Genomic DNA, 21538 nt, shown 5'->3' on the forward strand with positions numbered 1-21538 from the left:
CTCAGCGTCCCAGATAAACTTCGATGACCCGCTCGTTGGATGAAACCTGGTCGATGGTTCCTTCGGCGAGCACGGTGCCTTCGTGCAGACAGGTGACCTTGACGCCGAGCTCGCGCACGAAGGTCATGTCGTGCTCGACCACCATCACGGTGTGGGTCTTGTTGATCTCCTTCAGCAGCTCGGCTGTCAGATGCGTCTCGACGTCGGTCATCCCTGCAACGGGCTCGTCGACGAGGAGCAGTTTTGGATCCTGCGCCAGCAGCATGCCGATCTCCAGCCACTGCTTCTGACCGTGGCTGAGGCTGCCGGCCAGGCGGTTACGGGCCTCGGTGAGACGGATCGTCTCCAGCACCTTGTCGATGCGCTCGGACTCGGCCTTGCTGCCGCGCCAGAACAGCGTGCCCTTGACGCTGTGGTCGACATTGAGCGCGAGCAGGAGGTTGTCCTGCACCGTCTGGCTCTCGAACACGGTCGGTTTCTGGAATTTGCGACCGATGCCGAGCTCGGCGATGCGGGTCTCGTCGAGCCGCGTCAGATCCGTGACGCCGTCGAACAGAACCGTACCCTCGTCGGGCTTGGTCTTGCCGGTGATGATGTCCATCATCGTGGTCTTGCCGGCGCCGTTCGGACCGATGATGGCGCGCATCTCGCCGGGCTCGAGCGTCAGCGACAGATTGTTGATGGCGTGGAAGCCGTCGAACGAGACGTGCACGCCGTCGAGATAGAGCATTGCGGAGGTTGCGCGGTTGTCCATGACGTTCATTTGCGCCTACTCCGCCATCTTGGGTTCGGTGACGCCGTCCTCGGCCGCGGCGCTCGCGGCGTTGCGTTTATCTTTCGACGAGTCCCACCACGCGTTGAAGGTGCCGACGATGCCCTTCGGCAGCAGCAACGTCACCAGGATGAACAGCGCACCCAGCATGAACAGCCAGTACGGCGCGAGCATGCCCGAGGTGAAAAACGTCTTGGCGTAGTTGACGACGACGGCGCCAAGTGCGGCACCGACCAGCGTGCCGCGGCCGCCGACCGCGACCCAGATCACCGCCTCGATCGAATTGCCGGGCGCGAATTCGCTTGGGTTGATGATGCCGACCTGCGGCACGTAGAGCGCGCCGGCGACCCCGGCCATGCAGGCCGAGACCGTAAACACGAACAGCTTGTAGGATTCGACGCGGTAGCCGAGGAAGCGCGTGCGCGATTCCGCATCACGCACCGCGATCAACACCTTGCCGAGCTTGGAGGAGACGATGGCGCGGCAGATCAGGAAGCCTGCGATCAGCGCCAGACAGCTCAGCGCGAACAACGCCGCGCGGGTGCCTTCCGCCTGGACGTTGAAGCCCAGGATGTCCTTGAAGTCGGTCAGGCCGTTATTGCCGCCGAAGCCGAAGTCGTTGCGGAAGAAGGCGAGCAGCAGCGCATAGGTCATCGCCTGCGTGATGATCGACAGATACACGCCGGTGACGCGGGAGCGGAAGGCAAGCCAGCCGAAGCAGAAGGCGAGCAGGCCGGGCACGACCAGCACCATCAGCGCTGCGAACCAGAACATGTCGAAGCCGTACCAGTACCAGGGCAGCTTCTGCCAGTTCAGGAACACCATGAAGTCGGGCAGGATCGGATTGCCGTAGACGCCGCGGGCGCCGATCTGCCGCATCAGGTACATCCCCATCGCGTAGCCACCGAGCGCAAAGAACGCGCCGTGGCCGAGCGAGAGGATACCGCAATAGCCCCAGATCAGATCAATCGCGAGCGCCAGGATCGCGTAGCAGACATATTTGCCCCAGAGCGCGACGAGATAGGTCGGCACCTGCAGGAATGAGCCCGCGGGCAGCAGCAGGTTGGAGAGCGGGATCAGGATGCCGCAGGCTGCGACGACGGCAAGGAAGATCGTCGCGCCGCGGTCCAGCGAGCGCGTCAGCATGTGAGGGGTCATGCTTCCACCGCACGGCCCTTGAGCGCGAACAGTCCGCGCGGGCGCTTTTGAATGAACAGGATGATGAGAACCAGGATGGCGATCTTGCCGAGCACGGCGCCGGCGACCGGCTCCAGGAACTTGTTGGCGATGCCGAGCGTGAAGGCGCCGACCAGCGTGCCCCAGAGATTGCCGACGCCGCCGAACACCACGACCATGAAGCTGTCGATGATGTAGCTCTGGCCGAGATTGGGGCTGACATTGTCGATCTGCGACAGCGCCACGCCGGCGATGCCGGCAATGCCCGAGCCGAGCCCGAAGGTCAGCGCGTCGACGCGCGAGGTGGCGATGCCCATCGAGGCCGCCATGCGGCGGTTCTGCGTCACCGCGCGCATCTCGAGGCCGAGCGCGGTGTAGCGCAGCATCGCGAGCAGGATCGCGAACACGGCCAGCGTGAACACGAGGATCCAGAGCCGGTTATAGGTGATGGTGATCTGGCCGAGCTCGAAAGCGCCGCTCATCCAGGAGGGATTGCCGACCTCGCGGTTGGTCGGACCGAACATGGTGCGCACCGCCTGCTGCAGCACCAGCGACAGGCCCCAGGTCGCGAGCAGCGTCTCCAGCGGTCGCCCGTAGAGGAAACGGATGATGCTGCGCTCGATCAGCACGCCGATCGCGCCGGCGACGACAAAGGCCAGCGGCACCGCGATCAGCAGCGAATAATCGAACAGGCCGGGATAGCGGGTGCGGATCACCTCCTGCACCACGAAGGTGGTGTAGGCCCCGATCATCACCATCTCGCCATGCGCCATGTTGATCACGCCCATCACGCCGAAGGTGATGGCGAGCCCGATCGCGGCGAGCAGCAGCACCGAGCCGAGCGAGAGGCCATACCAGGCATTCTGCACCATGGACCAGATCGCGAGCGAATTCTGGATCGAGCCGATCGCGCTCGTAGCGGCCTTGGTCACCGACGCCGGCTGGTCGCCCATGCCTGTGAGCAGGGCCAGCGCCTCCTGGTCGCCGCGCCCCTTGAGGGTGGCCACCGCCTCCAGCTTCTCGACCTCGCTGGCGTCCGACTTGAACAGCAGGATGGCCGCGCGGGCGTCGCCGAGCGCAGCCTTGACGGACCTGTTGGTTTCCTTGGCGAGCGCGGCATCGACCGGCTCGAGCGCGGTCTCCTCATGCGACTTGAAGACGGATTGCGCGGCCTGCAGCCGTGTTCCGACGTCCGGCGACTGGAGCGTCAGGCTGCCGAGAGCTGCGTCGACGCTGCGGCGCAGGCGGTTGTTGAGGCGGACTGCGCTCGCGCTGTCGGGAACGCTCGCCACCGCCTGGCCGGTCGCGGCGTCGATCGACTTACCGTCGGTACCGGTGACGTAAACCTTCTTGCTGTCAGGGTCGGCCATCAGGCGGCCGTCCTGAAGCGCACTGATGATGGGGAAAGCCAGCGGATTGCCGCTACTTGCGACCACGCCGATCGCCTCGTCCGTATCGGAATAATCATCGTTGGCGAACTTGGCGACCGCATCCTCGAACGGACCGGCGAAGGCCGGCAACGCGAACGCGATCAGGAACAACGAGAGCGCAAGCGAGCAGAGGCGCGCGGACAAATGGGCTGGCACTGTGAATGACCCCGGCAGAAATGAGTGGAGAAGGCGGCGGGATCGCCGCCTTCTCCGGGCGTGTATGGCGTGTCAGATCCGGATCAGGAGCCCGAACCGAGACACTTGTTGGTCTTGGTGTTGAAGTTGCCGCACTTCTTGCCGACCCAGTCGCCGACCAGGTCCTTGGAGCCGTCGAGCTCCTTCGACCAGGCATCGCCAGCGACGAGACCCGGGGTCTTCCAGACCACGTCGAACTGGCCGTTGCCCTTGATCTCGCCGATGAACACCGGCTTGGTGATGTGGTGGTTCGGCAGCATCTTCGACACGCCGCCGGTCAGGTTCTTGGCTTCGATGCCCGGGAGAGCGTCGATCACCTTGTCCGGATCGGTCGACTTCACCTTCTCGACCGCCTTGACCCACATGTCGAAGCCGATCACGTGCGCTTCCATCGGATCGTTGGTCACGCGCTTCGGATTCTTGGTGTAGGCCTGCCACGCCTTGATGAACTTCTCGTTCTCCGGCGACTTGATCGACTGGAAGTAGTTCCAGGCCGCGAGATGGCCGACCAGCGGCTTGGTGTCGATGCCGGCGAGCTCTTCTTCGCCCACCGAGAACGCGACGACCGGGATGTCCTTCGCCTTGATGCCCTGGTTGCCGAGCTCCTTGTAGAAGGGAACGTTGGCGTCGCCGTTGATGGTCGAGACCACGGCGGTCTTCTTGCCGGCCGAGCCGAACTTCTTGATGTCGGCCACGATCGTCTGCCAGTCGGAGTGACCGAACGGCGTGTAGTTGATCATGATGTCTTCCTGGGCGACACCCTTCGACTTCAGATAGGCTTCCAGGATCTTGTTGGTGGTACGCGGATAAACGTAGTCGGTGCCCGCGAGCACCCAGCGCTTCACCTTCTCGTCCTTCATCAGGTAGTCGACGGCGGGGATTGCCTGCTGGTTCGGCGCCGCACCCGTGTAGAACACGTTGCGCTCGCTCTCCTCACCCTCGTACTGCACGGGGTAGAACAGGATGTTGTTCAGCTCCTTGAAGACGGGCAGCACCGACTTGCGCGACACCGAGGTCCAGCAGCCGAACACGACCGAGACCTTGTCTTTGGTGATCAGCTCGCGCGCCTTTTCGGCGAACAGCGGCCAGTTCGACGCGGGGTCGACGACGACGGCCTCGAGCTTCTTGCCGAGAACGCCGCCCTTCTTGTTCTGCTCGTCGATCAGGAAAAGGATGGTGTCCTTCAGCGTGGTTTCGCTGATGGCCATGGTGCCGGAAAGGGAGTGCAGCACGCCGACCTTGATGGTGTCATCCGCGGCCTTGGCGCCAGTCAATGAAGCCAGACCGAGCACCAGTCCGGCGGTCGCGGCGAGCACACCGCGGCGGCTAAATGACGCCGCTATATCGTGAGTGGATTTGCTAAACATGAGTGTCTCATCTCCCTGACGCAGACGTGAAAAACGCTGCGAAACGGCCCCACGGCCGCCTGCGATTAACGGATTCGCAAGAACCATGCCATGGACTGAGCACCCACCAACCAGTTGGTTTTGCTGACACAATTTGCCGAAATCAAAGTGTCCCGACCTCGAACCAGCCCAAAACTTGAGCAATCCAAATGTATGCCAAAGCGGCAGGCTGGTCATTTTCTGAGCAAAATGCTCTTTCTGGCTAAATTTCCGGCATAACTATTTCTGCACCGCAACCGGCCTTTTTGGACGAGCTGCCTTGAAAGCGCCCCCTCGATGTTCCATATGAGCGGCCGAGACCTCTTGCGAATCAAGCGGTCGTCGCGAGCCGCGTGTTCTTAAGCCCTTACGGGCCTCTGGCTTGCCCCATATCTCCCAAGCCATCCGACACCCCAAACACGCAGGTGTCTTCTCGACACCCTTTTGCGTGCGCCGCGCTGAATGCGCCGGGCGTTGCGCTTTTGACATGGAAAGAACCCCTCCTTTGACTTCGTTTCAGGACTTCGGCCTCGCCGAACCCATCGCGCGCGCTCTTCAAGAAGAGAACTACGTCACCCCCACCCCCATCCAGGCCCAGACCATCCCCACGGCGCTGACCGGCCGCGACGTCGTCGGTATCGCCCAGACCGGTACCGGTAAGACCGCGTCCTTCGCGCTGCCGATCCTGCACCGCCTGCTCGAGCACCGTATCAAGCCGCAGCCCAAGACGACCCGCGTCCTGGTGTTGTCGCCGACCCGCGAGCTGTCCGGCCAGATCCTCGACAGCTTCAACGCCTATGGCCGCCACATCCGCCTGTCCTCGACGCTCGCCATCGGCGGCGTTCCGATGGGCCGCCAGGTCCGCTCGCTGATGCAGGGCGTCGAAGTGCTGGTCGCCACCCCCGGCCGCCTGCTCGACCTCGTGCAGAGCAACGGGCTGAAGCTCTCGAGCGTCGAATTCCTCGTGCTCGATGAAGCCGACCGCATGCTCGACATGGGCTTCATCAACGACATCCGCAAAATCGTCGCCAAGCTGCCGATCAAGCGGCAGACGCTGTTCTTCTCGGCCACCATGCCCAAGGACATCGCCGAGCTGGCGAACGCGATGCTGCGGGACCCCGCCCGCGTCGCGGTGACCCCGGTCTCCTCGACCGCCGAGCGCATCAATCAACGCATCGTCCAGGTCGATTTCTCCGCCAAGCCCGCCTTCCTGACCAAGCTTCTGAAGGACGAGCCGGTCAACCGCGCCCTGGTCTTCACCCGCACCAAGCACGGCGCGGACAAGGTGGTGAAGTCGCTCGAGAAGGCCGGCATCCCCGCCAGCGCCATCCACGGCAACAAGTCGCAGAACCATCGCGAACGGACGCTGGCCCAGTTCCGCTCGGGCGAGATCCGCACCCTGGTCGCCACCGACATCGCCGCCCGCGGCATCGACGTCGACGGCATCAGCCACGTCATCAATTTCGACCTGCCCAACGTGCCTGAAACCTACGTCCACCGCATCGGCCGCACCGCGCGCGCCGGCGCCGACGGCACCGCGATCTCGCTCGTCGCAGGCGGCGAGGAACTCAGCTATCTCCGCGACATCGAACGGCTGATCAAGGTGGCACTGCCGCGCGAAGATCTCCGCACCGACGCCGGCCGCCGCGATGCGGGTCCTCCCGCGCCGCAGCAACGACAGGGCCGCGGAGGCCGCCCGGGCCAGCGTCCGCAAGGCGCAAGGCATGGCGAGGCACGCCATGGTGACGGGCGTCGCAGCGACGAACGACATACCGACGGACGCCACCATAGCGCCGGCAAGCACGGCGAGGGACGCCCCGGTGAAGGCCGACATGGCGGCGAAGCGCGACATGCTGACGGGCGGCCCGGCAATGGCCCGAAGGCCTCAAAGGGGTCTCGTCGTCCACACTCTGGCGGGAAGACGCATTCTTCTGCAGGCAGTCGTCCAGAACAGCGTTCCGCGCATAGCGCCGGGGCACCTGATGGGATACAAGGCGTTGCCTTTTTGCGCCGTGAGAGTCGGCCGAACGGCCAACCGAACCGCAAACCCTATTCGCACTAGCCGTCCACGACCTGGAGAAATTCATGGCTAAGGAAGAGCTGATCCAGTTCGAAGGACTGGTCACCGAAATCCTCCCCGACGCACGCTACCGCGTGCAGCTCGACGCCGGACACGAGATCGTCGCCTATACCGCCGGCAAGATGAAGAAGAACCGCATCAAGACGCTGGCAGGCGACCGCGTGACGGTGGAGATGTCGCCCTATGACCTCGAGAAGGGCCGGCTGATTTTCCGCCACAAGGACGAGCGTCCCAGCGGCGTGGGCGGACCGCCTCGCCCGGGCCAGCGCGGCGGCCAGTTCCGCCGTCGCTAGGCGCCTGAGCGCGGAAGTAAGATTCCGACCTTTATGTGGATCCGCCGCGGCCATCGCGGCGGATCAAAAAATCGTGCATGTCCGGATTGTTTTGAGACCCCAATTCCGATAAAATGAATTTATCGATTTTCGGCCGGACGACATTAGCATCCACCGGTACAGCCGGTTCAGACACGCTGACGACCCTTCCAAAAATTCGATCTAACCGGCCTGCGCAAGCGGGCTCTCACATTGTGTTATCTGAGAAGGGACTACCCCCGTGAGCATGGGAACCGTGAAGTGGTTTAACGCGACCAAAGGCTTCGGCTTCATTCAGCCCGACGATGGCGGCCAGGACGTGTTCGTCCACATCAGCGCTGTGGAGCGTGCGGGCCTCGGCACGCTGCGTGAAGGTCAGAAGATCTCCTACGAGATCGTGGCCGACCGTCGTTCCGGCAAGTCGGCAGCGGACAACCTCCGCTCCGAAGGCTGAGCCTCCGGGCGTTGGGCCGATCGGCTCGCGCAAGCCAAAGAAAGCAAGAAGGCCGTGCGCAACGCACGGCCTTTTTCATTTTAGCGCCTGCTCGCGGATATCAGCACGTCGACGGCACGCCGTTGTAGGGAACGCAGGTGACCTGGCGCGGCCGCGTGTAGGACAGATCGCTCAAGGGTAGGCTCGACTTCAACACGTAGCCTACGGACGGCGTGTAAGTGTAGCTCGCCTCGCTGAGGATGAGGTAGGTCGACGGAATCAACAGCGTCGAGGGAATCATGGTGGTGACCTTGTCGCCGGCCTTGCGAGCCGAGGTCGCCAGCGTCGCTTGCGTCGCGCCGCTCGCAATGGTGCCGGCCTTGCTCCACTGGACCGTAGCAATGCTGTTGGCATCGATATAGATCTGGGAGACCGTGCCCTTCACCAGACTGGCGTCGTAGGGCATGATGACCGAGATGCTCGCAGTGAACGTATCCTTCATGTCGGCATCGGCGAGCGTCGTCGACTGCGACGTCAAATCGGACAGCGCCCGCGCGATCAATGTAACCTTGCGATCGATCGCCACGGCCGACGAGAATTCGACGGTGCCGAAGAACATCACCAGCATCAGCGGGACGATGACCGCGAATTCGGTCGCCGCGAGCGCGCGCTTGTCGGCGACGAAGTCGCGCACGGAACTACATGCATTCCGCCAGATATTCGCAATCGCCTGCATCGGTCCGCTCGGATCCATCTGTCTCAGAAGGGTTCGTTCTTGAAGGCCGTGGTCGCCACCATCAGCCGTTTGTTGCTGCACCCGATATTGTAACCGAGGCCGGTGACGATGAGCGGCCATTGATAGAACAGCCGCACCACGACCACCTGGCCGGAGGTCCCGGCACTGTACTGCATGCCGGTCGGGTTGAAATTGCAGGAATCGCCGTAGTTCGTCAGGCTTAGCGACCCGAAGGAGCTGGTGCTCACGACGTCGACGTAGAGCTTGCTGCAATCAAACAGCGCCGGGATCTGCGTGCACACATAGGCCTTGAACGTCGTCTGGTCGCACGCCATGACCACGCCGGGCGTGGTCTGACAGGCCGCCACCGAACCGCCCTGCGCTTGCGCCTGGCCGGTCAGAATCGCGCGCGCGGAATTTTGCGTGATGGTCTCGAGCACCTGGCTCGCGAGGAACATGAGCGCCGTTTCGATGATGGCGAACAGCAGCGCGAAGAACATCGGTGCGACCAGGGCGAACTCGACGGCCGCGGAACCGCGGCGGTTGCCGCAAAACCGGCCCAGCGCTTTCCGGAGTGTGAATCTCGAAGGTGCAGGCGATGGCATCGCGTCAAATTCCCCAGCAACGGGCGATCAACTGTCCCGTTCAATAGCGGAAACTGATTGTTTAAGTGTTTCAGGCGATCCGCAGCCCGCGGACCGCGCCATTAAGAAGGTGTTAACCAGCCGCGATCCCAAGCTCGCGGAAAGCACGGCGCGCGCCGAGACCTCTGCTTCGCATCTGCAAAGCGGTCTGGCGGGCTCCTGCCCGGGCAAACCCGCCGATCGGTCCTGCTAGTTGGACTTGGGCGGACCGCCGCCACCACCACCGCTGGCGCTGGCGCTCAGCGAGCCGGCCTGGCTCATCGTGTTGTTGAAGTAGGTGTCGCTGTCGCCGAGCGTCACGCGACGCTGGCAAAGCGGCACGCAGCTGTAGGACTCGCGCTCGATCCCGCGATAGACGGTGACGAGCCGGTCGCTCGGACCTTCGACCTGGATCTGGCGATCGACCAGAATCTCGCCGGCCCGGTCTAGTGCGATGAAATTGGTGGCACCATAGCCCTTGCCGGTCACGACGATCATGCCGCCGGGCTGGAGCGTGACGTCGGCGATCAGGGGATTGCCGACCACGATGGTCGCCACCTTGCCGGGCAGCCGCACCAGCTTGGCCTGGTCGACATTGACCGCGATGGTGTCGGCGGTGGGGTCGGCAAGGCCGGCGGCCGGCGATGCCAGCACCGCGGCCGCAACCAGAAGACAGACGCGCGCCCGACGGCGCAGCAATTCTTTACGCATACTCTTACCCCCGGGACGTCACAAACCAGCGGAAGCGACTCGATACAACGAAGCCAGTGCCCGACCCGGCTAACCTGCCCTTAATTCGTGAACGTTCCGCAAACTCGCCGACTATTGTTTGAACAGACTGGCGTTTTACCGCCTTGGAGGCTAGCGGCGGAACGGATAGGCGAACTGGCCCGCGATCTCCTTCGGCATCGTCGCTTCGTCCTTGCCGTAATCCTGCGGCAGTTCACCCTCGGGCATACGGAAGGTGCCGAACAGAACATCCCAGATCGGGAACGTGCCGGCAAAATTGGTGTCGCCGCCCTCCTCGAGCGAGGTGTGGTGCCAGCGGTGGAACACCGGCGTCGCCAGCAAATATTTGAACGGCCCGAAGCTCCAATTCAGGTTGGCGTGCACGAAGGCCGAATGGAAGGTCGTGAACGGGGAGAGCCAGACCATCGCGTTCGGGGAGATGCCCGCCATCAACAGCACGACGTCGACGCCGATCGAACCGAGCACGAGATTGACGGGATGGAAGCGGGCCGCCGAAATCCAGCTGATCTCCTCCGAGGAGTGATGGATGGCGTGGTACTTCCAGAACCCGCCGCCGTGGAACAACCGGTGCAGCCAATACAGCATGAAGTCGGACAGGACCAGGAACAACCCGGCCTGGACCCAGAGCGGCATTAACGACAGCGGGCCGTGGCCATTGTCATAGAAGGCGATGAGCTCGTCGGCGTCGTGGATGTTGAAGACGAGGCTCGCGCCGACGATCAGAAGTCCGATCCGCATGGTGCGGGCGAACACCGGAACGAAGAACCAGTAGCAGATGTCGGTGACGATCTCGCGCTTGCGCCACCACGGCGCGCCGGCATTGCAGGCCCAGAAATGTTCGAGCACGGTGAAGACCGCCGCGAGCGCGAAGGTGATGGGGATCACCTTGACGATGGTCTCGCCGAGCATCAGGGCGACTTGCATGGGCAGGCTCGACATCGTCGCCTCTCTTGCGAATTCCAGCTCTGTTACGCCTACGCCGCTAAATTTAAGGGAGAGTGAAGCCGGCGCCGCGCCGACGGTACATCCGGAACCGGAACGAATTACAGGCGCCGCCTTAAGACGAAATTCACTCTGGGCCAAAGCATCGCGCCGCAGGCGGGTTTGCCTGATCGAATTAACTCTACCGAAAGAGCTCGGCTCTCATGGTCATCGGGTCAATAACGGCGCCGAACGAGGCGATCCCCACCCCAGATGGAGTTATGTTCATGAAGAACTTGATTGCACGTTTCGCGAAGGATGAATCCGGCGCCACCGCCATCGAATACGGTCTGATCGCCGCCGGCATCGCGCTGGCCATCATCACCGTCGTCAACAACCTCGGCACCACGTTGAACGCCAAGTTCACTTCGATCAGCAGCTCGCTGAAGTAAGCAACCGACGAACGACGGCAAAAGCCCCGGATCTCCGGGGCCTTTGTTTTTCCGAAGACGGCGAGTTCCAGTGGCGTTGCGTAAGTACAGAACCGATGCCGCGATCGCGGCGGATGAGACAGCGGCGGCACAGGCCGGCTCGCCGGTCTATTGGGTCTGCCTTGCGCTGCTGCTTGCCACGGCCGTGCTCGCCGCGCGCATTGCCAGCCTCTGGTGACGACGCGTTCCGCGACTTCAGCCGCGTGGGCTGCTTGCTGCCGTTGTCGGTTTGTTTAGCACTGCCGGCTAGCATCGCCCGACGCCAGTTCCCGCGGCAAACCCAGGCCTCAAGACGCAGCCCATGATCCTCGACCTTGCGCGCCTTCTGCTCTTCCCGGCCCTGATGGCGTTCGCTGCCGCGAGCGATCTCTTCACGATGACGATCTCGAACCGCGTGTCGCTGGCGCTGGTCGCCGGTTTCTTCGCGCTTGCCCTCGCCGGTGGCATGGCACCTTACGAGATGCTCAGTCATGTCGGCGCCGGCGCGCTTCTTTTGGTCATCGCCTTCACCTGCTTTGCGATGGGCTGGGTCGGCGGCGGCGACGCCAAGGTCGCGGCCTCCGTCGCGCTCTGGTTCGGCTTCGCACCGCTGATGAACTTCCTGCTCTACGCCTCGCTGTTCGGCGGAGCGCTGACGCTGCTCCTGCTCCAGTTCCGGCAATGGCCGCTGCCCTACGGGCTGGCGGGTCAGGCCTGGCTCGCCCGGCTGCATGCCAAGGAGAGCGGCATCCCCTACGGCATCGCGCTCGCACTGAGTGCGCTGATGGTCTATCCGGAGACCGAATGGGTGAAGGCGATTGATCTCGCTCACCTCGCGCTGCGCTGAACGCACCGGGTAAACCCGGCGTTAAGGCGATTTAGATACGCCTCATTAACCATGCTTTGACGAATAGCTGGTCAACTGCCGATTACGGCGGCGGCAGCGTCGCGGCGTTTTGTTGGAAAGTGAAGCGTATGAATAGGGCACGCATTGTCGTCCTGACGGTCGCCATCTGCGCCGGCGGTGTCGCCGCGTACCTGGCGAGCGGCTCGGACAATTCTGCGCCGCCTCCGGCCCCGGTCGCGCAGCTTCCGACCGTCGACGTCCTCGTGGCCAAGAACGACATCGGCCTCGGCCAGACCGTAAAGCCGGAAGATCTGCAATGGCAGACCTGGCCGGCCGCGACCGCCAGCGCCACCTTCATTCGCCGCAACGAGCGTCCCGAGGGCGTGACCCAGGTGACCGGTTCGATCGCGCGCGCTCCCTTCATTCAGGGTGAGCCGATCCGCGACCAGAAGCTGGTCAAGGCCGAGGGCTCCGGATTCATGGCGGCCATCCTGCCCAGCGGCATGCGGGCCATCTCGACCGAAATCTCGCCGGAGACCGGCGCAGGCGGCTTCATCCTGCCCAATGACCGCGTCGATGTCCTGCTGACACGCCGCCTCAAGAACCCGGACCAGACCGCCGGGGGCCAGGACGTCGTCACGTCCGAGATCATCCTGGTCAACGTGCGCGTCCTCGCCATCGACCAGGCTCCGAAGGAAAAGGACGGCCAGAACACCGTGGTCGGCAAGACCGTGACCCTGGAACTCACTTCCGCACAGACTCAGGCGCTTTCCTCGGCCCGTCAGGCCGGAACGCTCTCGCTGGCGCTGCGCAGCATTGCCGACGTCAAGATGAGCGAGATCACGCTCGACGAATCCGCCCAGAAGCGCGACGGCGTCTCGATCATTCGCTACGGCATCCCGAGCTCGACGGCGAAAGCACGATGAGGACAGGCGACATGAAATGCAGGGCAGATTCAGCGACGATGCGAACCTCCATGGTCCGCGCCCTGTCGTTTTCGGCTGCCTTCGCGCTGGCGTTCAACCCGGTGCTGACCCCCGTGGTCGCCGCCGACTATCGCCCCGGCGCGGCGGTCGCCGCCGACGGTCAGATGAACGCCCGCTTCCTTTCGCTCGGCATCGGCAAGTCCGTGGTGATCGACCTTCCGCGCGACATCAAGGACGTGCTGGTCGCTGACCCCAAGATCGCCAATGCGGTGGTCCGCTCGGCGCAGCGCGCCTACATCATCGGCGCCGCGCTCGGCCAGACCAACATCGTGTTCTTCGATTCTGCAGGCCAGCAGATCGCGGCCTATGACATCGCGGTCAAGCGCGACCTCAACGGTGTGCGAGCGGCGCTGAAGCAGGTCCTGCCGAATTCAGACATCCAGATCGACGGGCTCGGCGACGGCATCGTCCTGACCGGCACGGCGGCGAACCCGATGGAAGCGCAGCAGGCCAATGACCTCGCCGCGCGCCTGGCCGGCGGCGCCGACAAGGTCGTGAACTCGATCGTGGTCCGCGGCCGTGACCAGGTCATGCTCAAGGTGACGGTGGCGGAAGTCCAGCGCAACATCGTCAAGCAGCTCGGCATCGACCTGACCGCGAACCTCAACTACGGCACGTCGGTGGTGAGCTTCTCCAACTCGAATCCGTTCACCGCTCTCGGCCACAACCTCGTGGACGGCAACAATCTGACCACGAAGTTCGGCGCGGCGCCGTCGGTGCAGGCCACCCTGCGCGCGATGGAAACCGCTGGCGTGATCCGCACGCTGGCCGAACCGAACCTGACCGCGATCTCCGGTGAATCGGCAACGTTCATCGCCGGCGGCGAATTCCCCGTGCCAGCGGGCTATGCTTGCGATCCCACCACGCATGTCTGTACCACCCAGATCAGCTTCAAGAAGTTCGGCATCTCGCTCAACTTCACCCCCGTGGTGCTGAGCGAAGGCAAGATCAGCCTGCGGGTGATGACCGAGGTCTCGGAGCTGTCGAACGAGAATGCGATCACGCTGTCGCAGGCCGTGACCTCGACGTCGGTGAACTCGGTGACGGTGCCCTCGATCAGGACCCGCCGTGCCGAGACCTCGCTGGAAATTCCCTCCGGCGGCGCGATGGCGATGGCCGGCCTGATCCAGCAGCAGACCAAGCAGGCCATCAGCGGATTGCCGGGACTGATGCAGCTCCCGGTCCTCGGCACGCTGTTCCGCAGCCGCGACTTCGTCAACAACGCGACCGAGCTGGTCGTGATCGTGACGCCTTATGTCGTTCGCGCGGTGGCGCCGAAGGACCTGTCGCGGCCGGATGACGGCTTCGCCCCGCCTGCGGATCCACAGGCCCAGCTGCTCGGCAACATCAACCGCCTTTACGGCGTGCCCGGCCGGACCGAACCGGCCAAGAACTACCGCGGCACCTACGGCTTCATCACCGACTGAGGCGGAACGGGGACTTCACGATGATCACAAGACCACCCCAGCTTCGCAAACGCGCCATCCGTCTCGGTGGCGCGCTCATTGGCATGGCGCTCGCGCTCGGCGGGTGCCAGCATGACGAAGTCGTCACGGCCTCCATTCCCGACGACTACAAGCAGCGCCATCCGATCGCGATCGAAGAGCAAAATCGTTCGATCGTCGTCTTCGTCGGCCATGCCCGCGGCGGATTGACCGCCGCCCAGCGCGCGGATGTGATGGGTGTCGCATCGGCATGGTTGCACGAAGGCACGGGCGCCATTCGTATCGACGTGCCGTCCGGCACGCCCAATGCGCGTCCGGTCGCGGACACGATGCGTGAAATCCAGGCGATGCTGGCGGGAGCAGGCATTCCGCCGCGCGGCGTCAACGTTCGCCCCTACCAGCCGGAAGACAGGCGCTTCCTGCCGCCGATCCGGCTCACTTATTCCAAGATCGCCGCGGTCGCGGGTCCCTGCGGCCTGTGGCCGGAGGACGTCGGCCCTTCGATCAAGAACAAGAGATGGTTCGAGAATAAGGACTATTACAATTACGGCTGCGCCTATCAGCGCAACCTCGCAGCGATGGTCGACAATCCGTCGGACCTCGAGCAGCCGCGGCCTGAAACTCCGTCCTACACGGCGCGGCGTATCACCGCTCTCGAGAAATATCGCAAGGGTCTCACGACGGCGACCACCTATCCCGAGGCCGACAAGGCCAAACTCAGCGACACCGGCAAATGATCAGCTACGCTCGCCAGACACACGAAGAGCAGCCGGACGCAGCTCCTCCGCCGGTCGAGGAGCATATTGCGCCCGCGCCGCGCGTCTCGGTCCAGGCCTTCTGCGAGACCGTGGAAACCGCCGCCGCGGTCCAGTCGGCCGGCGAAGACCGCCGTCTCGGCAAGGCCCATCTGAAAATCCAGATGGGCGGCATGGCCGCTGCAACCGAGGCCTACCGCTCGGCCCCGACGCCGAACGTCATCGTGCTCGAAAGCGACGGACGCAACGACCTGCTGGGCGGGCTCGACCAGCTCGCCACCGTCTGCGACGCCGGCACCCGCGTGGTCGTGATCGGCCGGATCAACGACGTCACACTCTACCGTGAGCTGGTGCGCCGCGGTGTCAGCGACTACGTGCTCGCGCCGGTCGGCGCGATCGACGTCGTGCGCTCGATCTGCAACCTGTTCTCCGCCCCGGAAGCCAAGGCGGTCGGCCGCATCATCGCCGTGGTCGGCGCCAAGGGCGGCGTCGGGGCTTCCACCATCTCCCATAATGTCGCCTGGGCGATCGCGCGCGACCTCGCCATGGACGCCGTCGTCGCCGATCTCGACCTCGCCTTCGGCACCGCCGGGCTGGACTACAACCAGGACCCGCCGCAGGGCATAGCCGACGCCGTGTTCTCGCCCGATCGCGTCGACACCGCCTTCATCGACCGCCTGCTGTCGAAATGCACCGACCATCTCAGCCTGCTGGCGGCGCCGGCGACGCTCGACCGGGTCTATGATTTCGGCACCGACGCCTTCGACGCCGTGTTCGACACCCTGCGCTCCACCATGCCCTGCATCGTGCTCGACATTCCGCACCAATGGTCGGGCTGGACCAAGCGCGCCCTGATCGGGGCGGACGACATCCTGATCGTGGCCGCGCCCGACCTCGCCAATTTGCGCAATACCAAGAACCTGTTCGATCTGTTGAAGGCCGCGCGCCCCAACGACCGGCCACCGCTCTACTGCCTGAACCAGGTCGGCGTGCCGAAACGCCCCGAAATCGCCGCCGCGGAGTTCGCCAAGGCGATCGAGAGTCAGCCGATCGTCTCGATCCCGTTCGAGCCGCAGATCTTCGGCTCGGCCGCCAACAACGGCCAGATGATCGCGGAGATCTCCGCCAACCACAAGTCGATCGAGATGTTTCTTCAGATCGCCCAGCGCCTGACCGGCCGCAGCGAAACCAAGAAACAAAAGTCGTCCCTGCTTTCACCCCTGATTGACAAGTTGCGGGGAAAATAAGCCGCCGCATGGAGTTGTTAAGTGTTCGGTAAGCGTAGCGGAACAGACACCGACCTTCGGGCGCCTAAGCCCGGCGCCGTGTCGCCCGAGCCTGCCCAGGCTCCGGCGCCAACGGTGTCGCGCGCCCCGCCTCCGCCGGCTGTCGCCTCGCCGCCGCTTGCGCCTGCCAAGGCGCCGCCGCCTCCGGCCATGGAGAGCCGGCGGTCGGACAATTATTACGAGGTCAAGGCAACCATCTTCGGTGCGCTGATCGAGGCGATCGACCTCGCTCAGCTCGCCAAGCTCGATTCGGAGTCCGCGCGCGAGGAAATCCGCGACATCGTCAACGAGATCATCGCGATCAAGAACATCGTGATGTCGATCGCCGAGCAGGAGGAACTGCTCGACGACATCTGCAACGACGTTCTCGGATACGGTCCGCTCGAGCCGCTGCTGTCGCGCGACGACATCGCCGACATCATGGTCAACGGCGCCAACACCGTCTACATCGAAGTCGCCGGCAAGATCCAGCGCACGGGAATTCGCTTCCGCGACAACCAGCAGCTCCTCAATATCTGCCAGCGCATCGTCAGCCAGGTCGGCCGGCGCGTTGACGAATCCTCGCCGATCTGCGACGCGCGCCTCGCCGACGGCTCCCGCGTCAACGCCATCGTGCCGCCGTTGTCGATCGACGGCCCCACGCTCACCATCCGCAAATTCAAGAAGGACAAGCTGACGCTCGATCAGCTGGTCAAGTTCGGCGCCATCTCGCCGGAAGGCGCTGAAATCCTCCAGATCATCGGTCGCGTCCGCTGCAACGTGCTGATCTCCGGCGGCACCGGCTCCGGCAAGACCACGCTGCTCAACTGCCTGACCAACTATATCGAGCATGACGAGCGCATCATCACCTGCGAGGACGCCGCCGAGCTCCAGCTCCAGCAGCCTCACGTGGTGCGGCTGGAAACTCGACCGCCCAACATCGAGGGCGAGGGCCAGATCACCATGCGCGAGCTGGTGCGCAACTGCCTGCGTATGCGCCCCGAGCGCATCATCGTCGGCGAGGTTCGCGGACCCGAGGCGTTCGACCTGCTCCAGGCCATGAACACCGGCCATGACGGATCGATGGGCACGCTGCACGCCAACAACCCGCGCGAAGCCCTGTCGCGCTGCGAATCCATGATCACGATGGGAGGCTTCTCGCTTCCCTCACGCACCATCCGCGAGATGATCTGCGCCTCCATCGACGTGATCGTCCAGGCTGCGCGCCTGCGCGACGGCTCGCGCCGCATCACCCACATCACCGAGGTGATGGGCATGGAAGGCGACACCATCATCACTCAGGACATCTTCCTCTACGACATGGTCGGCGAGGACGCCAACGGCAAGATCATCGGCCGGCACCGCTCGACCGGCATCGGCCGTCCGAAATTCTGGGAACGCGCCCGCTATTACGGCGACGAGAAGCGCCTTGCCGCTGCGCTGGACGCGGCGGAAGTCGCGCCGAAGACGTGAGCCGTTCAGCATGAACATGCAGGTCCTCGCCCTCGCATTCCTTGCCACCGCGGCGGTCGGCGGCATCGCCTGGGTCTTCCTCTATCCGCTGCTGTCCGGGGAACGAAAGGCCGAAAGCCGCCGCGCTTCGATCTCGCGCGCCGAGGCGCCCACGGCCCGCCAGGCCGAGAAGACCCAGCGCTCGCGCCGCGAGCAGGTCGAGACCACGCTGAAGGATCTCGAGGCGCGACGCCTGCAGGAGAAGAGCGCTCCGCTCCCCGTCCGCCTGTCGCAGGCGGGGCTCGATTGGACGCCGCAGAAATTCTGGATCGTCTCCGCCGTCGTGGCGGGCGCGTTCTTCGCAGCCGCTCTGTTTGCCGGCGGCGGCCTGATCGGTGCTGCCGGCCTCGCCTTTGCCGGCGGTTTCGGCCTGCCGCGCTGGGCGCTGGGCTTCCTGAAAAAGCGCCGCGAGGCCAAGTTCCTGGCGGCACTGCCCGATGCGGTCGACGTGATCGTCCGCGGCATCAAGGCGGGCCTGCCCTTGTTCGAATCGATCAAGGTCGTCGCGGCCGACGCGCCCGAGCCGCTGCGCAGCGAGTTTCTGGCGATCATCGAGACCCAGGCGATCGGCATGCCGCTCGGCGAGGCCTGCTCGCGGCTCTATGATCGCATGCCGTTGCCGGAGGCCAACTTCTTCGGCATCGTCATCTCGATCCAGCAGAAATCCGGCGGCAACCTCTCCGAAGCGCTCGGCAACCTTTCCAAGGTGCTGCGCGACCGCAAGAAGATGAGGGAAAAGATCCAGGCGATGTCGATGGAAGCCAAGGCCTCGGCCGGCATCATCGGCTCGCTGCCACCGATCGTGATGTTCCTCGTCTACCTCACGACGCCACATTACATCTCGGTGCTGTGGACCCATCCCACCGGCCAGCTCATGCTGGTCGGCTGCGTCGTCTGGATGGCGGTCGGCATCATGGTGATGAAGAAGATGATCAATTTCGATTTCTGACGGTGCAGTATGGTCCAGTTTCTCGTCGCGAAACTACATGACGTCCACTTCATGACCATGATGCTGGCGGCCATTGCCGCCAGCGCCACCGTCTATACGCTGGTGATGCCGCTGTTCGCCGGCGAAGGCCTCTCCAAACGCATGAAGGCGGTGGCGAGCGAGCGCGAGCGCATCCGGCAGCGGGAGCGTGAGCGCCTTCACAAGAATGAAAAGGTCACGCTGCGCCAGACGCCGAAGCAGCTCGTCTCCAAGGTCGTCGAGGACTTCAACCTCACCAAATGGCTCGCGCAGGAAGCCGCGCGCGACAAGCTGATCATGGCGGGTTACCGCGGTCAGGCGCCCTACATCACATTCCTGTTTGCCCGCATGGTCACGCCGATGGTGCTCTTTATCGGCTCGGTCATCTACGTTTTCCTGATCGCGCATCTTCAGCAGGGCATGCCGATCAAGATCGGCATTTGCATCGGCGCCGCCTATCTCGGCCTCCAGGCGCCTATGCTGTTCCTCAGGAATGCGATCTCCAAGCGCCAGCTCTCGATCAAGCGCGCCTTTCCCGATGCGCTCGACCTGCTTCTGATCTGCATCGAATCCGGCATGTCCGTCGAGATGGCGTTTCGGAAAGTCGCCACCGAGATCGTGGGACAGTCGATCGCGCTGTCGGAGGAGTTCACGCTGACCACGGCCGAATTATCCTATCTGCAGGATCGCAAGGTCGCTTACGAGAATTTGGCGCGACGCACCGGACTCGAGGGCGTCAAGTCGGTGTGTCTCGCGCTTCAGCAGGCGGAGCGTTACGGCACCCCGCTCGGACATTCCTTGCGCGTCATGGCGCAGGAAAATCGCGACATGCGCATGAACGAGGCCGAAAAGAAGGCTGCCGCCCTACCGCCGAAGCTGACCGTGCCGATGATCCTGTTCTTCCTGCCCGTGCTGTTCGTCGTCATTCTCGGACCGACCGGCATCAAGATCTCCGAGATGCAATGACGCAAGACGCGGGTCGCGCACGCGGCTCGCGGGCCGCTTTCAGCATGAGACGATAGAAGAGACGATCAGCTCGGATCAATCGGGCTGGCTGAGCGAGGCGACCGGCGTCCGCTTCGGTGCGCCACGGGGAGCGTCGCTGCGGCTGAGCATCTCCTTGAGATAGGCGACGTTGGCCGCGGCCTGATCCGGTGGCAGATCCGCCTTCACGATGGTCTCGGCTTCGGCGAAGCGACCCTGCAGACCGACGACAAGACCGAGATTCTGCCGCACCCGGATGCTCGCACGCGGCGAGGCGTAGGCCTGCCGTAGCGCCTCTTCGGCCTTCGGAAGGTCTCTCGACAACATGTAGGACAGGCCGAGATTAGAGAGCACACCGGGATCACCCGGTGCGATCTTGAGCGCGCTCGTGTAGTAGGAGCGCGCTTCCTCGTGACGGCCCATCTGGTCCAGCGCGGTGCCCTGCACCGAAAGCAGGCGCCAATCCGGATTGTCAGGCGAATGCGCTTTCGACAGCACGTCGTAGGCTTGCTGGAAATTACCGTTGTCGGCGAGGGCGCGGCCGTATTGGGCGAGCAGCGCCTTGTTGCCGGGATTGGCGATGGTCGCCTGCTCGAGCACGGCGGCGGCCTGGGCGCGCTGACCGTTGGCGCGCAACGCCTGACCGTAGGCGAGCGCGGCATCGGCATCCTTGGGATTGGCGCGGTAGCGCTCGCCATAGACCTCGACGGCGCGCGCCGGATCGGTGGGAGCCGCCTCTGCCCGTGGTCCGCCGATCGAGCCCGTCACGTCGGAGAGCTTCGACATGCCCGTGCAGCCGCCGAGACCCATGGCCACCGCCGCGACCAGCGAGGTGGACGCAAGAAGCCGAGCAAGACTGAACCGTAGACGCATGACGCTTTGACTCTCGAGTCGATTGATCGAGCCGAACGCGCCAGCAATAGACTGTTAACCCTAACGGCCGGTTAACACCGCCTCCCGGCCGTGCTCTCGTCGATATTCCCGCTCGCAAGCGTCGTCAGGCTTGCGCGTTGGGAATCCAGCAGCAGCAGGTCGAAGGCCGCTCGCGCGAACGGCAGCTCTCAACACGAGATACGAGATCCGTGCGACGACGGTTTTCGTCTCGCCCGATCAATATTCGATGGCAAGCCGTTTGCGGATTTCGTCGACGCGCCTGTCGAGCGCATCGAACCGCGCGTGGACCGAGCGGTCGTGGAGATAGAAGACGTAGCCGCCGGCGAGGAACGCGAAGATCCAATGGTGGTGCTCGACATAGCCGAAAATCGCCTCGATGGCCTCGCCAATGAACGTGACCACGCTCCACACAAATTCCATTGCATTTCCTCCCGGCGCGCCTTGTCGTCGGTCGCCTGATCTCCAACTCTGGCGACCGTTGCTGGAACCTAGCATGGCCCACTCGCCGCGAGTAGCGGCTCGCTGAACGGCGACAGCAAAGCCGATTGCAGCGGCGGCGAAACTCTGCGAAGTCTCATCCGTTCGCATAACCCGTTCGATC

At 63.9% G+C, this 21538-nt stretch carries 23 protein-coding genes; 13 read left to right on the forward strand and 10 right to left on the reverse strand.

The annotated features are described in order from the left end of the window. Position 1: 1 nt before the first annotated feature. The 4 genes from urtD to urtA form a co-directional block, all read right to left on the reverse strand. Positions 2-763, reverse strand: a complete 762-nt coding sequence (gene urtD, locus A3AS_RS0116970) for an urea ABC transporter ATP-binding protein UrtD (protein WP_018318771.1) — start codon at positions 761-763, stop codon at positions 2-4. Positions 764-769: 6 nt separating this feature from the next. Next, positions 770-1930: an urea ABC transporter permease subunit UrtC gene (gene urtC / locus A3AS_RS0116975; RefSeq protein ID WP_018318772.1), complete on the reverse strand. Its 1161-nt coding sequence runs from the start codon at positions 1928-1930 to the stop codon at positions 770-772. Further along, entirely contained in the window at positions 1927-3534 is a 1608-nt protein-coding gene (gene urtB, locus A3AS_RS0116980) for an urea ABC transporter permease subunit UrtB (protein WP_018318773.1), read from the reverse strand. Before urtB ends, urtC begins: the two co-directional genes overlap by 4 nt. Before the next feature lie 83 nt (positions 3535-3617). Continuing rightward, positions 3618-4940 carry an urea ABC transporter substrate-binding protein gene (gene urtA / locus A3AS_RS0116985; RefSeq protein ID WP_026202068.1) on the reverse strand — a complete coding sequence of 441 codons (1323 nt, stop codon included), beginning with the start codon at positions 4938-4940 and terminating at the stop codon, positions 3618-3620. A 505-nt stretch (positions 4941-5445) separates the two neighbouring features. Here urtA and A3AS_RS0116990 point away from each other — a divergent pair. The 3 genes from A3AS_RS0116990 to A3AS_RS0117000 all read left to right on the forward strand — a co-directional run bounded on the left by A3AS_RS0116990 (position 5446) and on the right by A3AS_RS0117000 (position 7803). Then, entirely contained in the window at positions 5446-7020 is a 1575-nt protein-coding gene (locus A3AS_RS0116990) for a DEAD/DEAH box helicase (RefSeq protein WP_049814904.1), read from the forward strand. Between the two features lie 23 nt (positions 7021-7043). Next, positions 7044-7331, forward strand: a complete 288-nt coding sequence (gene infA, locus A3AS_RS0116995) for a translation initiation factor IF-1 (protein WP_008131890.1) — start codon at positions 7044-7046, stop codon at positions 7329-7331. 259 nt (positions 7332-7590) lie between these two features. Then, the gene (locus tag A3AS_RS0117000) at positions 7591-7803 is read left to right on the forward strand and encodes a cold-shock protein (RefSeq protein ID WP_018318776.1); all 213 of its coding nucleotides are present in this window, start codon (positions 7591-7593) and stop codon (positions 7801-7803) included. A gap of 100 nt (positions 7804-7903) precedes the next feature. On the opposite strand, the gene A3AS_RS0117005 is transcribed toward A3AS_RS0117000, so the two are convergent. The 4 genes from A3AS_RS0117005 to A3AS_RS0117020 form a co-directional block, all read right to left on the reverse strand. Continuing rightward, complete coding sequence (locus A3AS_RS0117005; protein ID WP_026202069.1) at positions 7904-8518, reverse strand: TadE/TadG family type IV pilus assembly protein; 615 nt, start codon at positions 8516-8518, stop codon at positions 7904-7906. A 23-nt stretch (positions 8519-8541) separates the two neighbouring features. After that, entirely contained in the window at positions 8542-9123 is a 582-nt protein-coding gene (locus A3AS_RS0117010; protein ID WP_018318778.1) for a TadE/TadG family type IV pilus assembly protein, read from the reverse strand. A gap of 228 nt (positions 9124-9351) precedes the next feature. Beyond that, positions 9352-9852, reverse strand: coding sequence for a pilus assembly protein N-terminal domain-containing protein (locus A3AS_RS0117015; RefSeq protein WP_018318779.1), 501 nt, complete (start codon positions 9850-9852; stop codon positions 9352-9354). Positions 9853-10002: 150 nt separating this feature from the next. Next, positions 10003-10830, reverse strand: a complete 828-nt coding sequence (locus tag A3AS_RS0117020; RefSeq protein ID WP_018318780.1) for a sterol desaturase family protein — start codon at positions 10828-10830, stop codon at positions 10003-10005. A gap of 269 nt (positions 10831-11099) precedes the next feature. Between A3AS_RS0117020 and A3AS_RS0117025 the strand changes: the two genes are divergently transcribed. From A3AS_RS0117025 to A3AS_RS0117070, 10 genes are all read left to right on the forward strand, one after another. After that, a complete protein-coding gene (locus A3AS_RS0117025) occupies positions 11100-11264 on the forward strand; it encodes a Flp family type IVb pilin (RefSeq protein ID WP_007599783.1) in 165 nt (54 codons plus the stop codon). Positions 11265-11340: 76 nt separating this feature from the next. Further along, on the forward strand, positions 11341-11481 hold the full coding sequence (locus tag A3AS_RS48335; RefSeq protein ID WP_179737890.1) for a hypothetical protein: 141 nt from the start codon (positions 11341-11343) through the stop codon (positions 11479-11481). A 123-nt stretch (positions 11482-11604) separates the two neighbouring features. Continuing rightward, positions 11605-12129, forward strand: coding sequence for a prepilin peptidase (locus A3AS_RS0117035; RefSeq protein ID WP_018318783.1), 525 nt, complete (start codon positions 11605-11607; stop codon positions 12127-12129). Positions 12130-12257: 128 nt separating this feature from the next. Next, positions 12258-13055: a Flp pilus assembly protein CpaB gene (cpaB, locus tag A3AS_RS0117040; protein ID WP_026202070.1), complete on the forward strand. Its 798-nt coding sequence runs from the start codon at positions 12258-12260 to the stop codon at positions 13053-13055. A gap of 11 nt (positions 13056-13066) precedes the next feature. After that, positions 13067-14542, forward strand: a complete 1476-nt coding sequence (locus tag A3AS_RS0117045; RefSeq protein WP_026202071.1) for a type II and III secretion system protein family protein — start codon at positions 13067-13069, stop codon at positions 14540-14542. Between the two features lie 20 nt (positions 14543-14562). Continuing rightward, the gene (locus A3AS_RS0117050) at positions 14563-15297 is read left to right on the forward strand and encodes a CpaD family pilus assembly protein (protein WP_018318786.1); all 735 of its coding nucleotides are present in this window, start codon (positions 14563-14565) and stop codon (positions 15295-15297) included. Beyond that, positions 15294-16562 (forward strand): AAA family ATPase, encoded by a 1269-nt coding sequence (locus tag A3AS_RS0117055; protein WP_018318787.1) that lies wholly within the window; start codon positions 15294-15296, stop codon positions 16560-16562. Before A3AS_RS0117050 ends, A3AS_RS0117055 begins: the two co-directional genes overlap by 4 nt. Positions 16563-16583: 21 nt before the next feature. Further along, positions 16584-18053, forward strand: coding sequence for a CpaF family protein (locus A3AS_RS0117060; RefSeq protein ID WP_018318788.1), 1470 nt, complete (start codon positions 16584-16586; stop codon positions 18051-18053). 10 nt (positions 18054-18063) lie between these two features. Further along, entirely contained in the window at positions 18064-19041 is a 978-nt protein-coding gene (locus A3AS_RS0117065) for a type II secretion system F family protein (protein ID WP_018318789.1), read from the forward strand. A gap of 9 nt (positions 19042-19050) precedes the next feature. Beyond that, on the forward strand, positions 19051-20025 hold the full coding sequence (locus tag A3AS_RS0117070) for a type II secretion system F family protein (protein WP_018318790.1): 975 nt from the start codon (positions 19051-19053) through the stop codon (positions 20023-20025). A 75-nt stretch (positions 20026-20100) separates the two neighbouring features. On the opposite strand, the gene A3AS_RS0117075 is transcribed toward A3AS_RS0117070, so the two are convergent. Both A3AS_RS0117075 and A3AS_RS0117080 read right to left on the reverse strand, forming a co-directional pair. Then, the gene (locus A3AS_RS0117075; RefSeq protein ID WP_018318791.1) at positions 20101-20916 is read right to left on the reverse strand and encodes a tetratricopeptide repeat protein; all 816 of its coding nucleotides are present in this window, start codon (positions 20914-20916) and stop codon (positions 20101-20103) included. Positions 20917-21153: 237 nt separating this feature from the next. Further along, positions 21154-21357, reverse strand: coding sequence for a hypothetical protein (locus tag A3AS_RS0117080; RefSeq protein ID WP_018318792.1), 204 nt, complete (start codon positions 21355-21357; stop codon positions 21154-21156). Positions 21358-21538 lie beyond the last annotated feature (181 nt).

This window comes from Bradyrhizobium sp. WSM2793 (genome assembly GCF_000379585.1).
Lineage (GTDB): Bacteria > Pseudomonadota > Alphaproteobacteria > Rhizobiales > Xanthobacteraceae > Bradyrhizobium.

Coding starts and splice junctions, on each gene's coding strand:
- A3AS_RS0117055 (WP_018318787.1), top strand. CDS start 15,294: ATGATCAGCTACGCTCGCCAGACACACGAAGAGCAGCCGGACGCAGCT.
- A3AS_RS0117045 (WP_026202071.1), top strand. CDS start 13,067: ATGAAATGCAGGGCAGATTCAGCGACGATGCGAACCTCCATGGTCCGC.
- A3AS_RS0117020 (WP_018318780.1), bottom strand. CDS start 10,830: ATGTCGAGCCTGCCCATGCAAGTCGCCCTGATGCTCGGCGAGACCATC.
- infA (WP_008131890.1), top strand. CDS start 7,044: ATGGCTAAGGAAGAGCTGATCCAGTTCGAAGGACTGGTCACCGAAATC.
- A3AS_RS0117015 (WP_018318779.1), bottom strand. CDS start 9,852: ATGCGTAAAGAATTGCTGCGCCGTCGGGCGCGCGTCTGTCTTCTGGTT.
- urtC (WP_018318772.1), bottom strand. CDS start 1,930: ATGACCCCTCACATGCTGACGCGCTCGCTGGACCGCGGCGCGACGATC.
- urtD (WP_018318771.1), bottom strand. CDS start 763: ATGAACGTCATGGACAACCGCGCAACCTCCGCAATGCTCTATCTCGAC.
- A3AS_RS0117075 (WP_018318791.1), bottom strand. CDS start 20,916: ATGCGTCTACGGTTCAGTCTTGCTCGGCTTCTTGCGTCCACCTCGCTG.
- urtA (WP_026202068.1), bottom strand. CDS start 4,940: ATGTTTAGCAAATCCACTCACGATATAGCGGCGTCATTTAGCCGCCGC.
- A3AS_RS0116990 (WP_049814904.1), top strand. CDS start 5,446: ATGGAAAGAACCCCTCCTTTGACTTCGTTTCAGGACTTCGGCCTCGCC.
- A3AS_RS0117035 (WP_018318783.1), top strand. CDS start 11,605: ATGATCCTCGACCTTGCGCGCCTTCTGCTCTTCCCGGCCCTGATGGCG.
- cpaB (WP_026202070.1), top strand. CDS start 12,258: ATGAATAGGGCACGCATTGTCGTCCTGACGGTCGCCATCTGCGCCGGC.
- A3AS_RS0117065 (WP_018318789.1), top strand. CDS start 18,064: ATGAACATGCAGGTCCTCGCCCTCGCATTCCTTGCCACCGCGGCGGTC.
- A3AS_RS0117080 (WP_018318792.1), bottom strand. CDS start 21,357: ATGGAATTTGTGTGGAGCGTGGTCACGTTCATTGGCGAGGCCATCGAG.
- A3AS_RS0117010 (WP_018318778.1), bottom strand. CDS start 9,123: ATGCCATCGCCTGCACCTTCGAGATTCACACTCCGGAAAGCGCTGGGC.
- A3AS_RS0117050 (WP_018318786.1), top strand. CDS start 14,563: ATGATCACAAGACCACCCCAGCTTCGCAAACGCGCCATCCGTCTCGGT.
- A3AS_RS0117005 (WP_026202069.1), bottom strand. CDS start 8,518: ATGCAGGCGATTGCGAATATCTGGCGGAATGCATGTAGTTCCGTGCGC.
- A3AS_RS0117025 (WP_007599783.1), top strand. CDS start 11,100: ATGAAGAACTTGATTGCACGTTTCGCGAAGGATGAATCCGGCGCCACC.
- A3AS_RS0117070 (WP_018318790.1), top strand. CDS start 19,051: ATGGTCCAGTTTCTCGTCGCGAAACTACATGACGTCCACTTCATGACC.